This is a genomic window from Ulvibacterium marinum, assembly GCF_003626755.1.
Lineage (GTDB): Bacteria > Bacteroidota > Bacteroidia > Flavobacteriales > Flavobacteriaceae > Ulvibacterium > Ulvibacterium marinum.
Genome location: NZ_RBCJ01000003.1, coordinates 602,774 through 615,810 on the forward strand (window position 1 = coordinate 602,774; position 13,037 = coordinate 615,810).

The 13,037-nt window shown below is 41.1% G+C and carries 14 protein-coding genes; 8 read left to right on the forward strand and 6 right to left on the reverse strand.

Annotation, left to right across the window (positions count from 1 at the left end):
• Nucleotides 1-28: 28 nt before the first annotated feature.
• The 6 genes from D7Z94_RS15670 to ahr all read left to right on the forward strand — a co-directional run bounded on the left by D7Z94_RS15670 (nt 29) and on the right by ahr (nt 6,356).
• Nucleotides 29-1,636 (forward strand): sulfatase family protein, encoded by a 1,608-nt coding sequence (locus D7Z94_RS15670; RefSeq protein WP_120712529.1) that lies wholly within the window; start codon nt 29-31, stop codon nt 1,634-1,636.
• Between the two features lie 89 nt (nt 1,637-1,725).
• Nucleotides 1,726-2,742, forward strand: coding sequence for a metallophosphoesterase family protein (locus tag D7Z94_RS15675; protein ID WP_120713162.1), 1,017 nt, complete (start codon nt 1,726-1,728; stop codon nt 2,740-2,742).
• 139 nt (nt 2,743-2,881) lie between these two features.
• Nucleotides 2,882-3,739 carry an alpha/beta hydrolase gene (locus tag D7Z94_RS15680; RefSeq protein ID WP_120712530.1) on the forward strand — a complete coding sequence of 286 codons (858 nt, stop codon included), beginning with the start codon at nt 2,882-2,884 and terminating at the stop codon, nt 3,737-3,739.
• Between the two features lie 6 nt (nt 3,740-3,745).
• Nucleotides 3,746-4,984 carry an ADP-ribosylglycohydrolase family protein gene (locus D7Z94_RS15685; protein ID WP_120712531.1) on the forward strand — a complete coding sequence of 413 codons (1,239 nt, stop codon included), beginning with the start codon at nt 3,746-3,748 and terminating at the stop codon, nt 4,982-4,984.
• Nucleotide 4,985: 1 nt separating this feature from the next.
• Nucleotides 4,986-5,174 (forward strand): hypothetical protein, encoded by a 189-nt coding sequence (locus D7Z94_RS15690; protein WP_120712532.1) that lies wholly within the window; start codon nt 4,986-4,988, stop codon nt 5,172-5,174.
• Nucleotides 5,175-5,348: 174 nt separating this feature from the next.
• A complete protein-coding gene (gene ahr, locus D7Z94_RS15695; RefSeq protein ID WP_120712533.1) occupies nt 5,349-6,356 on the forward strand; it encodes an NADPH-dependent aldehyde reductase Ahr in 1,008 nt (335 codons plus the stop codon).
• Between the two features lie 20 nt (nt 6,357-6,376).
• On the opposite strand, the gene D7Z94_RS15700 is transcribed toward ahr, so the two are convergent.
• Nucleotides 6,377-6,802, reverse strand: a complete 426-nt coding sequence (locus D7Z94_RS15700; RefSeq protein WP_120712534.1) for a VOC family protein — start codon at nt 6,800-6,802, stop codon at nt 6,377-6,379.
• A 72-nt stretch (nt 6,803-6,874) separates the two neighbouring features.
• Nucleotides 6,875-7,714 carry an alpha/beta fold hydrolase gene (locus tag D7Z94_RS15705; RefSeq protein WP_120712535.1) on the reverse strand — a complete coding sequence of 280 codons (840 nt, stop codon included), beginning with the start codon at nt 7,712-7,714 and terminating at the stop codon, nt 6,875-6,877.
• Between the two features lie 105 nt (nt 7,715-7,819).
• Here D7Z94_RS15705 and D7Z94_RS15710 point away from each other — a divergent pair, with 105 nt between their 5' ends.
• Nucleotides 7,820-8,254 (forward strand): winged helix-turn-helix transcriptional regulator, encoded by a 435-nt coding sequence (locus D7Z94_RS15710; protein ID WP_245967219.1) that lies wholly within the window; start codon nt 7,820-7,822, stop codon nt 8,252-8,254.
• 81 nt (nt 8,255-8,335) lie between these two features.
• Here D7Z94_RS15710 and D7Z94_RS15715 read toward each other — a convergent pair whose 3' ends face one another.
• Together D7Z94_RS15715 and D7Z94_RS15720 are read right to left on the reverse strand one after the other, a co-directional pair.
• Nucleotides 8,336-8,890, reverse strand: coding sequence for a hypothetical protein (locus tag D7Z94_RS15715; protein WP_245967220.1), 555 nt, complete (start codon nt 8,888-8,890; stop codon nt 8,336-8,338).
• Entirely contained in the window at nt 8,890-10,395 is a 1,506-nt protein-coding gene (locus D7Z94_RS15720; RefSeq protein ID WP_120712537.1) for a helicase HerA-like domain-containing protein, read from the reverse strand. Before D7Z94_RS15720 ends, D7Z94_RS15715 begins: the two co-directional genes overlap by 1 nt.
• A gap of 272 nt (nt 10,396-10,667) precedes the next feature.
• Here D7Z94_RS15720 and D7Z94_RS15725 point away from each other — a divergent pair, with 272 nt between their 5' ends.
• Nucleotides 10,668-11,300, forward strand: coding sequence for a 7-carboxy-7-deazaguanine synthase QueE (locus D7Z94_RS15725; protein WP_120712538.1), 633 nt, complete (start codon nt 10,668-10,670; stop codon nt 11,298-11,300).
• Nucleotides 11,301-11,359: 59 nt separating this feature from the next.
• On the opposite strand, the gene D7Z94_RS15730 is transcribed toward D7Z94_RS15725, so the two are convergent.
• Together D7Z94_RS15730 and D7Z94_RS15735 are read right to left on the reverse strand one after the other, a co-directional pair.
• Nucleotides 11,360-12,235, reverse strand: coding sequence for a hypothetical protein (locus D7Z94_RS15730; RefSeq protein ID WP_120712539.1), 876 nt, complete (start codon nt 12,233-12,235; stop codon nt 11,360-11,362).
• A 60-nt stretch (nt 12,236-12,295) separates the two neighbouring features.
• Nucleotides 12,296-13,000 carry a class I SAM-dependent methyltransferase gene (locus D7Z94_RS15735; protein WP_120712540.1) on the reverse strand — a complete coding sequence of 235 codons (705 nt, stop codon included), beginning with the start codon at nt 12,998-13,000 and terminating at the stop codon, nt 12,296-12,298.
• Nucleotides 13,001-13,037: the final 37 nt, after the last annotated feature.

Sequence of the window (13,037 nt, forward strand, 5' to 3'; positions counted from 1 at the left end):
TATTCAATTAAATATGAACACATCCTGCATGATTTTTAAAAAAGGACAAAAACTATTTTTTTTAGGCATTCTGGTATGGATAGTTTTTGGCATGAACTCCTGCGTTGAGAAAAAGCAGGAAGAAAAACCCAAAAAGCGACCTAACATTTTATGGATATATTTGGAGGATACAGCCCCTTTGTTGGGATGTTACGGGAACCCGCTTGTTTCCACTCCTAATATTGACAGTCTTGCCCTGCAGGGTGTTTTGTATCAACATGTGTATATGCCGGCACCGGTGTGCTCAGCTAGTCGTTCAAGCATTATCACAGGTGTTATGTCCACAACCTTCGGTGCGCATAATCATCATAGTTCACGGACAAAGGAATCTGCCATAAGTTTACCCAAAGGCCTAAAGACAATACCGGAACTTTTTAAAAAGGCTGGGTACTTTACATTCAACAATGGGAAAGATGACTACAATTTTGTCTATGACCGAAGGGATTTATATAGCCAAGACTATAAAATACATCCTCTATATGGCAAAAGTGGGGTACGAATGGATATTTCTACCTTAAATACCAAAGAGCCATTTTTTGGTCAAATACAGATGTATGGGGGCAAGGAAATATTTTCTTCCGAGTTTAAGGATAACGTAAAAACCCTGATAGATAGATCAAAAATCGAGCTTCCTCCTTACCTCCCCGATAATCCAGTAATTGTGGAGGAATATGCGAATCATCTAGAGGCGATTCAAATAACCGATAAGAAAGTCGGTGAGGTCATGCAAAAGTTAAAGGAAAGCGGTGTGCTTGATAATACCATTATTTTCTTTTTCTCAGATCATGGAATGCGATTGACCAGAAACAAACAGTTTTTGTATGATGGAGGCCTGCATGTTCCGTTGATAATTGCGGATTTTACAAAGCGATATGACAAGATTCCATCGGGTAGTATCAATACAAACTTAATTAGTGGCCTGGACCTTGGAACAAGTTCTCTGGCCTTGGCGGATATTCCGATTCCCGAATATATGGAGGGTAGAAATATTTTTGACGATAGTGGAGAAATACGGAAGTATGTTATTTCGACCAGGGATCGATGCGATTTTACCATAGACCGTATTCGTTCCGTACGTTCTAAGAAATTTAAGTATATCCGAAATTTTATGACGGATAGGCCCTATACCCAACCCACTTATATGGATGTGGACGGTATTCCATTTGTTCAGGTAATGCATCAGTTGCACAATGATAAAAAACTTGATTCGGTACAGGATCGTTTTATGTCCGATGAGAGGCCTGCTGAAGAATTGTATAATCTTAAAGAAGACCCTTTTGAACTTTACAATCTTGCCGGACATACGGAATACCGAGAGACTTTACAGGAATATGCCAATGTCTTGGATACATGGATTGCAGAAACTGATGACAAGGGGCAATATCCGGAAAGCGAGGAAGGACTAATTTTGATGTTGGGCATATGGGGTAAGCATTGTGTAAATCCGGAGTATGAAGCCTTAAGAAAAAAGTATCCGGATTTGGAAGGGTCGCTTTTTTACCTAAAGAACGAACCGTTCAAAAGTATTGCTGCGGATTTTGAGGGCGATCCGTTGCCGGAATTGAAAAAGTCCGTTCAGGAAAAGATTGTAGATTAGGTTCCAAAAGTCAAGTTTAGAAACTCTCGGAACGGGGTGGTGAATCCTTTTGGATTGTTCAAGGGAATATGATTAAAAATAGAAGGACTATGGATCGTAGAAAATTTATCGGTCGATTGGGGGCGGGAACAACAGCAACGGTTTTGCCTTCGATGATGTTATCCTTTGGCACCTCTGGCCAGGGAAACCATAAGACCAAACCCTTGGTTTTTGGAATTGTCGCCGATGTGCACAAGGATCTTATGCCGGATGCGGACGAGCGTCTGGAAAAATTTATATCCGAAGCACAAAAAAGGAAGGTTGATTACATCATACAGCTTGGGGATTTTTGTATGGCCGATGACAAAAACCAAGATTTCATGGATATTTGGAAAACCTTTAAAGGTCCCAAATACCATGTGTTGGGCAATCATGATATGGATAGAAATTCCAAAAAAGAGATGTTGGAATTCTGGGACATGCCCAAAACGTATTATTCCTATGACTTTCATGGTTTTCATTTTGTTGTATTGGATGCCAACTTTCTCTATAAAGATGGAGTTTTTGTAGATTATGAAAAATCCAATTTTTATGTGGATAATTCATACAGGACCTTTATCGATGAGGAGCAAATGGAGTGGTTAAAGGCGGACTTGGAAGCCACGATGGCTCCAACGGTCATATTCTCGCATCAGAGTCTTTGGCATTATCAATGGGGCGTAAAAAATCGGCTGGCCCTGCAAAAGATTGTGGAAGCGCATAAAGAGAAAATCATCTGCTGTATGAATGGCCATAACCACATCGATTTTCATCATCATCAAAACGGGATAGACTATTTGGAAATTAATAGTATGTCCTACCAATGGATGGAAGACAAATATAAAAATACCCAACGTTATCCAAAGGCCTTGTACGAGCAATATAAATGGTTGCCCAATATGGCGACCTATAAGGATCCGCTCTATGCATTCGCGACACTTGACCCAAAAGGGACTCTATCCCTGGAGGGTGTCAAAAGTGTATGGGTCCAGCCTTCACCTTATGCCATGGGAATGCCCAAAAGTATTTATGGTAACGAATACTCTCCGGAAATTTCGGATTACCAGCTAAAATTTGGATCAGGATAGTATATAGTTTGAAGTATGGATTCTTGGTAATCTTGCTATTTGTCTTACCTAAAGGTTATGATCAGATTCACCCGTGAAATAGGCCTGTGTAAACATGAATATTCACTATATTGTGAATCTTCAACCAAGACCATACAAAATGAAAAAGTCACTCCTCTTTTTACTATTCAGTTTAGCAATTTGTGTATCCGTTATTGGGCAATCGGGAAAGGTCTATGACAACCTGACCCTGACCAGTAAAATATTGGACGGGGAACGCAACTACGCAGTGTATCTGCCCCCGGATTATGAAAGTTCCGAGCGTAGTTATCCCGTACTTTACCTATTACATGGTGCCACGGATAATCATACTGGATGGGTGCAATTCGGTGAGGTGCTTCATATAACCGATAAGGCCATTAAGGAAGGTAAGGCAACACCCATGATTATAGTAATGCCTGATGCCGATACCGGTCAGATGGGCTATTTCAATGTAGGCGACTGGAAATACGAGGACTTCTTTTTTGAGGAATTGATGCCGCACGTAGAAAAGAAATATCGCATAAAGGGAGAAAAGCGTTATCGCGCCGTAGCCGGACTTTCTATGGGAGGCGGTGGCTCATTTATGTATGCCTTGCATCATCCGGAATTGTTTTCTTCAGCCTGCCCGTTAAGTGCTTATGTGGGACCGTTGACCATTGAAGATTTAAAGCGACGCATCGCTCGGGGCAACAAAAAATATTCGGATAAGGAAATCAAGGAATATTTTCAAAAACACAATGCCCTGAATTTATTGGAAAGTGTTCCCGTTGAGGATGTTAAATCCGTCCGATGGTATATTGATTGTGGTGATGATGATTTTTTATATGAAGGCAATAGTTTGGTGCATATAGCGATGACCAAAAAGGAAATTCCACATGAATATCGCGTACGGGACGGCGGGCATAGCTGGACCTACTGGCGCGAGTCCCTACCGGAAGTACTTCATTTTGTATCCCAGGCCTTTCATCAATATTAATGGTACATGAGAGAAAAAATAATAGTATTTTCATTTTTAGTCGTCTTTGGCTCAAGTCTTGGGCTTTCACAAGAGTACCATACCATTTCCAAAAAAGAACTTCGAAGCAAAATAGAGGGATATTGGTTGGGCCAATTGGTGGGGAACTATATGGGATTTCCATTTGAATTTGTGTATAGTGCCGATCCTGCGCCGGTTTTCATTGATAAATATTACAACGTTACGGATTCGTCGGGCATTAAGATGAACCACACCGACCGCCGTGGTAATGTCAACATTTTTGCGGATGCCTTGGGAGGAGCTTGGAGCGATGACGACTCAGATATCGAATTCGTTACCCTACATGCCGTAGAGGAACACGGGTTGGATATCAATTACCAAGAAATTACAAATGCCTGGAAAAAGCATATCAATCGTTTTATTTGGGTAAGTAACCGCAAAGCTCGTGACCTTATGGACCAGGGGTTGGTAGCTCCGGATACCGGTAAAAAGGAGAACAACCCCTACTGGTATGCCATAGACCCCCAGTTGGTAAATGAGATTTGGAGTGCTTTTTATCCGGCAATGCCTGATAAGGCCGTTGAGCGTGCCGAATGGGGAGCAAGGATTACCAGTGATGATTGGGGTACACACCCCACCATGTTCTATGCCGCCCTTTGCAGCGCAGCTTTTTATGAGAAGGACATTGCCAAATTATATGATATAGGCATGTCCTATATTCCAAAGGATAGCCCCTTTTATAAGGGTTTGCAAGACGTAAAAAGGTGGCATAAGGAGAACTCGGATTGGAAAACTACCCGTGAGCTTATAAAGAATAACTACTTGGCATATCCAAAAGTGGTGGATAATCCATTTTATCAGGAGGTCTCCGCAATGGTCAATGGACTTTGTGGGGCCATGGCCATACTGTATGGGGAAGGAGATTTTATAAAGACCACCGGTATTGCCGTTTCTGCTGGATATGATTGTGACAACCAGGGAGCCACTTGTGCTGGCTTGATTGGGGTATTAAATGGTGCCGGGTGTATTCCCAGGGAATTGACTCATGAAATGGGTTACAACGAAAAATGGGACGCTCCGTTTAACAACCAATACATAAACTATTCACGTGATGGCCTGCCCAATCTCACCTATATTTCGGACATCATAGATAGAATCTTGGCCATTTCCGAAAGGGCCATTTTGGAAAATGGCGGAAAGAAAACGGAAGAAAGTGGTACTACAATCTATCACATCAAAGCTTAAAATGGAGAAAAAGCGAATCATTGCCCAAGTTGTAGCGGCCATATTGCTTTATACCGTTATTTCCTTGATTTTGGAAAAGGACTATACTCAACCCATTATCCTCAGGGAGCTGGGTGAAGGATTGATATTCGGAATTATTTACGGACTCTTTATCTGGATACGGGAAAAGTGGAAGAATAAAAAAGAATAGGATATTGGTACTTAAGGCTTGAAAAACTGGAAAATGCCGGTATTTCTTTGCCCATAATCTAGATATGGGAAGCCATAGCTTGGTTGCTATTGTTCATAAAATATCAGTACAGTGCATGAGTGCATTTGACCATAAATTCCTTATCTTCAAAACTGACTAAAACAACAAACTACAATGACCACCGTAAATGCATATGCGGCCACTGAGGCCAATGGACAACTAAAACCTTTTCAATATCAACTTGATGGCCTTGGAGGCGAAGAAGTGGCCATTAAGGTACATTATTGTGGTATGTGCCATTCTGATTTAAGTATGCTCAAAAACGAATGGGGGATGACTCAATACCCTTTTGTCCCGGGGCATGAAATAGTGGGTGAAATCATTGAATTGGGCAATGAGGTGAAAAACTTAAACATTGGCGATTTGGTCGGATTGGGATGGTTTTCGGCATCCTGTATGTTTTGCGATCAGTGTATGGATGGGAGCCACCATCTTTGTAACACAGCAGAGCAGACCATTGTAGGTCGTCATGGTGGCTTTGCCGACTATGTGCGTTGCCATTGGTCATGGGCCACGCTACTCCCGAAAGGAATTGATTTGTCAAAGGCGGGCCCGTTACTTTGTGGGGGTATTACGGTATTTAATCCCATTGTTTTATCAGGTGTGAAACCGACGGATAAGGTTGGAGTGATCGGTATTGGGGGACTTGGGCATATGGCCCTAAAATTTTTAAGAAATTGGGGGTGCGAGGTTGTTGCCTTTAGTTCCAATTCGGACAAAAAAGAACAAATACTTTCCATGGGGGCTCATCAGGTTATCAATTCTAGGGATCCCAAGGAATTGGAACAAATTGCAGGTAGTCTTAATTTTATCTTGAATACTACCAATGTTACCTTGGATTGGAACTCTTACCTTACCACTTTGGCTCCGAAGGGAAAACTCCATAGTGTAGGTGCTGTTTTGGAGCCTATGGCCATCCCGGCCTTTAGTCTTATTGGAGGAGAGAAATCAGTAGGGGGTAGTCCGCTCGGGAGCCCCGCCTTGACCCGAACCATGTTGGAATTTTGTGTACGCCATGATATTTATCCGACCGTTGAGGAATTTCCGATGGAGCAGGTAAATGAAGCTGTAAAGCACATGGAGGAGGGTAAGGCCAGATTTAGAATTGTCCTAAAAGTATAGGACAGGTATTGAATACGGATTCACTTTGCAAATAATTGTTCCAAGTCTTTAAAGGCCTTAAATTCTAAGGCATTGCCTGCAGGATCTAAAAAGAACATGGTGGCCTGTTCCCCAGGCTGTCCTTTAAAACGGATATAGGGCTCAATGATAAATTTAACGCCCTTGCGCTTTAATTCTTCGGCAAAAGGCCGGAATGTATCCCAAGGCAAAACAACGCCATAATGCGGTACAGGTACATCATGCCCATCTACCGGGTTGTGGCGCAGGTCTTCAATCTCCGATTTTGGTTTGTAGTGGATTACCAATTGGTGACCGAAGAGGTTAAAATCTACCCAATGGTCACTACTCCTACCTTCGGAACAATTCAAAACATCCCGATAAAATTTTCTGCATTCCTCCAGGTTATGAACGGGAATGGCAATATGAAAGGGTGCTACATTGGGCATAAATCAAAATTTAACCCCTCCTGTTTGAGCTTATATAGGGTGGCGATTATGAATTATAAATGTAGCCCTTTCCTAGGACTTCAAAAAATCCACGATTTGTTCGTTAAGATGTACCTGATGCATGGAATGGCCTAAGCCTCGAGTCCGTATAAATTGGCTTCCTTTCCATTGGGCATGAACCTTTTCCGAGGCGTGAAAAGGAGCAAGGGTATCCAACTCGTCATGAAGCAAAAGACCTCTTTTTGTATTGTTTTCCACAAATTTGGAAGAAGAAAAATCATGTACATGAAAACCGAATCGTTCAAAAATATAGTCCTCGAAAGCCTTTAATACCCTGTTGTTGAAGTTCAAAAGATTTTGATAATGTGCAAGGATTTCATGAAATTCGGAAGGGGAACCGATAGTCACTATTTTATCTATATCCAAATTGGAATATTTACTTTGGTTGTATAAAATCGTCATCCCTCCAACGGAATGTCCAATAAGATAAACGGGATTAAATGTGTTTATCATATGCTGTATACAATCCGCATAGAGGGGCACATAAAATATTCTTCCAGAAGAATGCCCATGTGCAGGGGCGTCAAAGGCGAAAATATTACAGTCTGCATCCTGTAATTTGGCAATCAGATTACGCCAGCGGTAGCTATTGCTTTCCCAACCATGAACTAATAGTATAGTTTCTCCATTTCCGGGCCAATGGTAGGTCTGTAGTCGGTGACCATGGGTGTCCTGAATAGAGTGTTTTGCTTTTTCCAAATAATCGGACTGCTGTGGAAGTACCCTGCCCTTACGAACCGTACAGAAAACGTCAAATGCTTTTTTAGCGGCTCTTTTTTTGGAAAATAAGGAGAGCGTATTAAAATAAGCGCCATACAGCTTTGGGAGAAGTTTATTAAATGTCTTTTTCATAAAATTATATAAGTAACTTTTTGTAACTTACTCTTTTAAGGAAACTAAAATATACATTTGTTTTACGATAAAAAAGCGGTTGTAAAACAATAACCAGGTATGGATATGGAAACTATTACTGAGAATGAGAAGGTTAGGGTGGCAAAGAAAATAAAAAAAATGTTTGGGCATATAGATCAACGTACGGCGGAATATTGTCCTATCCGCGATGTTATGGCCTTGGCCTCGGATAAATGGAGTATTCTTATCGTTCTCTATTTAGGATACTACCCCATACTTCGCTTTAATGAACTTAAAAAAAAGGTATACGGAATTTCCAATAAGGTTTTAAGCGAAAAATTAAAATTTTTGGAAGCTGATGGCTATTTATCCCGAACCTTATATCCAGAAGTACCCATACGGGTTGAATATGAATTGACCGATTTCGGGCATTCCTATCTACAGAAATTGTTAGATCTTACAGAATGGGTTACCCAATACAGCGATATTATTTTGGCAAATCGTAAAAAGTCGGGAAAATCTACAACTAAAGTGTTTTGAACCACGAATGAATGGGTTGAACTATTGGCCCTTATTTGATTTTCTGAGTTTGAACTTGAATTTGCATTTGAACTTGGACATTCAATCCCAGCCAATCATCATATATTTAATTTTGGCCTTATCCGGTATTTGAACCGCCTCTATATTAACACTGGATGCATAGCGTAGACTGGAAGGAAGTTCTTCCTTGCTTATGGTAAAGTAAGCATCGCTATCCTTTAGCAGAACGAGTATATTGTTCATAGAAGTAATAATCTTCTTGATTTTATGCTTTTCCTTGATATCCTTAAAGGTACTTTGAATGCCTACTCCTTTTTCGGTGAGAAATCTTGGATCCTCAATACGAACATTTTCGATGATTGGAATACTATCCGAACTTGGTGTTAGGGTTAACAAAAGTTGGCCGCCCTTTTCGAGTATTCTGATCCGTTGTGCCTTGTTCGCAAGATTTAACATAGTTGTATCTTTTGCCACGGAATCTGCTGCAAAAATCAATTCCACATCCCTGGCCAAACTACCTCTCTCCAATTTGCCAACCTTATTTTGGGTTATCAAAAAGGTCGTGTCCCTTTCTTTTTCGCAACCCCATGCGAAAATCATCAAAACGACAACAAAATTTAGGTTTGCTATGCGCATTACCGGATAACTTTTTTCAATACACCCAATACACCACGGATAAAAGTGGCACTGGTAAGTACTTTAATAACTGGATTTTGACGTGTACTCCTGCGTGAAGTAGTACGCCTGCGGGTAGGTTGTTTTCTTTCTTTTTCCGCCAAGACCTCCGCTTTTTCAATTTTTTCGTTCAATATTTCATAGGCACTTTCACGATCGATGATTTCACCGTATTTCTTAACCAGTTTGGAACTATCGATCACATCTTCCAATTCACTATCGGTAAGCACGTCCATGCGACTCATAGGAGCCCGTAACAACGTAGCCGCCAATGGGGTAGGGCGACCTTTTTCATCCAGTGCAGATATCAGGGCCTCCCCAATTCCAAGTGAGGTCAAAACCTCTTTGGTGTCATAAAATTCGGATTCCGGATAATTTTCCGCAGTTAACTTTATCGCTTTTCTGTCCCTTGCGGTAAATGCACGAAGCGCATGCTGCACCTTTAATCCTAATTGTGCTAGAACTTCGTTGGGCACATCGGTTGGATTTTGGGTTACAAAATAAAGACCGATACCTTTAGAACGTATCAATTTTACGATACTTTCTATTTGATCTAAAAGTGCTTTGGACGCTTCTTTGAAAATCAGGTGGGCCTCGTCTATAAATAATATCAGCTCCGGTTTGTCACTATCCCCCTGTTCTGGAAAAGTGGCATAGATTTCGGCCAATAAACTCAACATAAAAGTTGAGAAAAGTTTGGGCCGATCTTGGATATCCGTAAGTCGTATGATATTGATATAACCCCTTCCTTCATCATTAATCCGGGTCAAATCGTCCACTTCAAATGATTTTTCACCAAAAAACAAATCGGCACCTTGTTGTTCCAGTTCTATGATCTTTCTTAAAATAGTACCTGTAGAACTCGTGGAGATACGTCCGTATTCTTCCTGAAATTCCTTTTTACCGGCCCCGGTGGCATATTGTAAGACTTTTTTAAAGTCCTTTAAATCAAGTAGGGGTAGTTTGTTATCATCACAGTATTTAAATACCACGGAAACAATACCTTCCTGGGTTTCGCTTAGGTCTAGAATTCTAGATAAGAGTACAGGGCCAAATTCCGATACCGTGGCCCGAAGTTTTACACCATCTTGCTCAGAAAGAGAAAGAATTTCCACGGGAAAATGCTTCGCTTCAAAAGGTAGGCCTATTTTCTCATGGCGCTCATCTATTTTGGGATGTCCGGGACTGGGTTGGGCAAGACCACTAAGATCGCCTTTCAAATCCATCAAAAGCACCGGTACACCTTGGTCGGATAAATTTTCGGCCAATACCTGCAAAGTCTTGGTTTTTCCGGTACCTGTTGCTCCGGCAATGAGTCCATGTCTGTTCAAAGTCTTTAGGGGAACCTTAACATGTGCCCCAGTTATGGCCTCTCCCTCCAACATGGCAGCACCCATCGTGATAAAGTCGCCTTTGGTGGTATAGCCCTTTTCGATATGGCTAAAGAATTGGTCTTTGCTGCTCATTCGGTTAATTTTGCCCCAAAAATAGGGATTTTTGTGGGTTTAGGTATTGGTTTTGCAGGGTTTATTGCCATTTGTCTTAGGAACAGATCAGTAAATCCGTTACGCGTAAATAGCTGAAAAATTACAATTCAGACTTTGTTTTGTTACATCGAATTACATTGTGCATTGCTCCACTGGCACCATTTTTTTCAATACGATTCATGTTTACGGAATAGCGAAACTTTAATGTATGGAATTTGTGTTTTGGAACATAAGGGGTGTATCTTTGCCAAATGGTCAAAGATGAGGTAATGACCCTTGTGGATAAGGGATTGATGCTCCCCTTAATGGAGGAGTTTTACACTATCCAAGGGGAGGGATATCATAAAGGTACTGCTGCCTATTTTATTCGGGTAGGTGGCTGTGATGTCGGTTGCCATTGGTGTGATGTGAAGGAAAGCTGGAACGCGGATACGCACCCACCTACAGCCGTAGAAAGTATAGTGGAAAATGCAGTCAAATATTCGGACACCATCGTTATAACAGGTGGGGAACCCCTAACTTGGGATATGACACCACTTACCCGTGCCCTTAAGAACAAAAATTTAAAAATCCATATAGAAACTTCGGGAGCCTATACACTAACGGGGGTTTGGGACTGGATTTGTCTTTCGCCCAAAAAAAATAAGCTGCCGAAACCGGAAATTTATGGTGTAGCACACGAGCTTAAGGTCATTGTTTACAATAAACATGATTTTCTTTTTGCAGAGCAGGAAGCCGCAAAGGTGAACGAAAACTGCATTCTGTACCTACAACCAGAATGGAGCGTCCGTGAAAAAATGATTCCTTTGATTGTGGATTATGTTATGAAAGACCCCAAATGGATTGTTTCCTTGCAAACCCATAAATACTTGAACATTCCATAGGCCAAGTTCAGATTACAGAAAATTCCATTTCGAAATTTACGAATAGAAAATACCCTTATTTATCGCCCTCCGTTGGATTGTAGGTCTAAAATACATTCAGCATCAAGATTAGGAACGATCATTGATGAACCGCTAGCTGTTTTTGTCTCCAACAATTTTAGGACACTTGCTCCGCTCAGGGAGCAGTCAGCCTTAAATCCATCTGATTTTTCGGTAAGGGCACTTTTAGAACTTGGGCCTCCAAATTGTAGTTCCGCTCGCATTAAACAACCTTGTACATCACAATGGTTTGCGGCATCGGGATCTTCATGATCATTAACCGGTTCCGTACCTAGGTCTACTAGACCGAACAAATGTCCAAATTCATGTTCCAAAGTGGCAGTTTCCACATCGGTAATGGATATGAAAATACTTTGGGCCGCCAGACTCCACACAGTAGCCTCGTGGATAATCATGGAGGTATTGCGATACACGGCACCCAGGGTTACAAGACCTTCTTCCTCATCGTCATCATCTGCCGGAGCATCGGCAAAATAAATATAAATGGCCAAAGTATCACCCTCATTGTATGCCGTTCTATTGTCGCTTTCCAATTGCGCAACTTCCTCCAAGCTTAACGTCTCTTCATCAGGAGAAGGTAACTGGGTATAAACAAGCTCTATGTCCTGTTTAAAGGTTCTGGCCCGAATAAAATTCACAAAATTCTCCATCGCCCTGGCCGTAGGTCTGAACCCTATAACGTAGGCTATTTCGATTTTGAGCTTGGTAAACGTATCATTGGAAAGAATGTCGTTTGCCGAATCACCGGTACCCAAAAGATTGGCAGATCTATCTATGGTAGGAGGATTGTCGGGCCCATCATCATCCGAACTGCTGGAACATCCTAAAAGCAGAAGATAGAAGGCGGATAGTACCAAAACGGTATTAATTTTCATGACAATTTTTTTATTTATCAAGATAACGCAAAAAATGTACCCAACTGTATCCTAAAGGGGTCAAAATACATTTAATTTTGCTAAATAGTCGTAATGTTCCCCATTACTTACGAGTTCGCAGGCCATGCCATGTATAGCAGATGCTCTTTTTAAAGTGTTAAAACCCAAATACAACCAGTAAAAGGGAAGCCCTTTTTCTCCTTTGTATTCCAGTGTAAATTGCACTTCCCCGTAATAAGAACTGCTGTTCGGAAGCCATATGCCGCCATCTTTATCTTCATCATACATATAAATAATGTCACTGGAATCCAATAGAATTTGTCCATTAGGTTTCAATAAGGACTTCAGGTGTGTAAAATAACGATCTAGGTTTTGAAGCTTACCGATAATACCAATTCCGTTCATCAACAATAAAAGGGTGTCATATTTTTTGGTATGATCCAAAATATTGCTGCATACCGTTTGTTCAATTCCCCGGAATCTACAAGTTTCAATGGCCCCTTGGGAACGATCCAAGGCAGTCACTTTAAATCCTTTTTGTTGCAAATAAAGGCTATGGCTACCTGCACCACATCCTATATCCAATACTTCGCCGTAACAAAGATCTAATGCTTTTTGTTCAAGAACGGGCATGCTGTCATGGTCTCTGAAGAGATAGGGCAGGGGCAAGGTATCCTTAATATTTAAAGAGGAATATGTAACAATATCTTCGGTATAGCGTCCAATTTGAAAATCTAATAAAGTTTTGCCGAAGATGTCTTCCATTCAATAGGATTTAGTTTCTACAAAAATGGTGCATTTA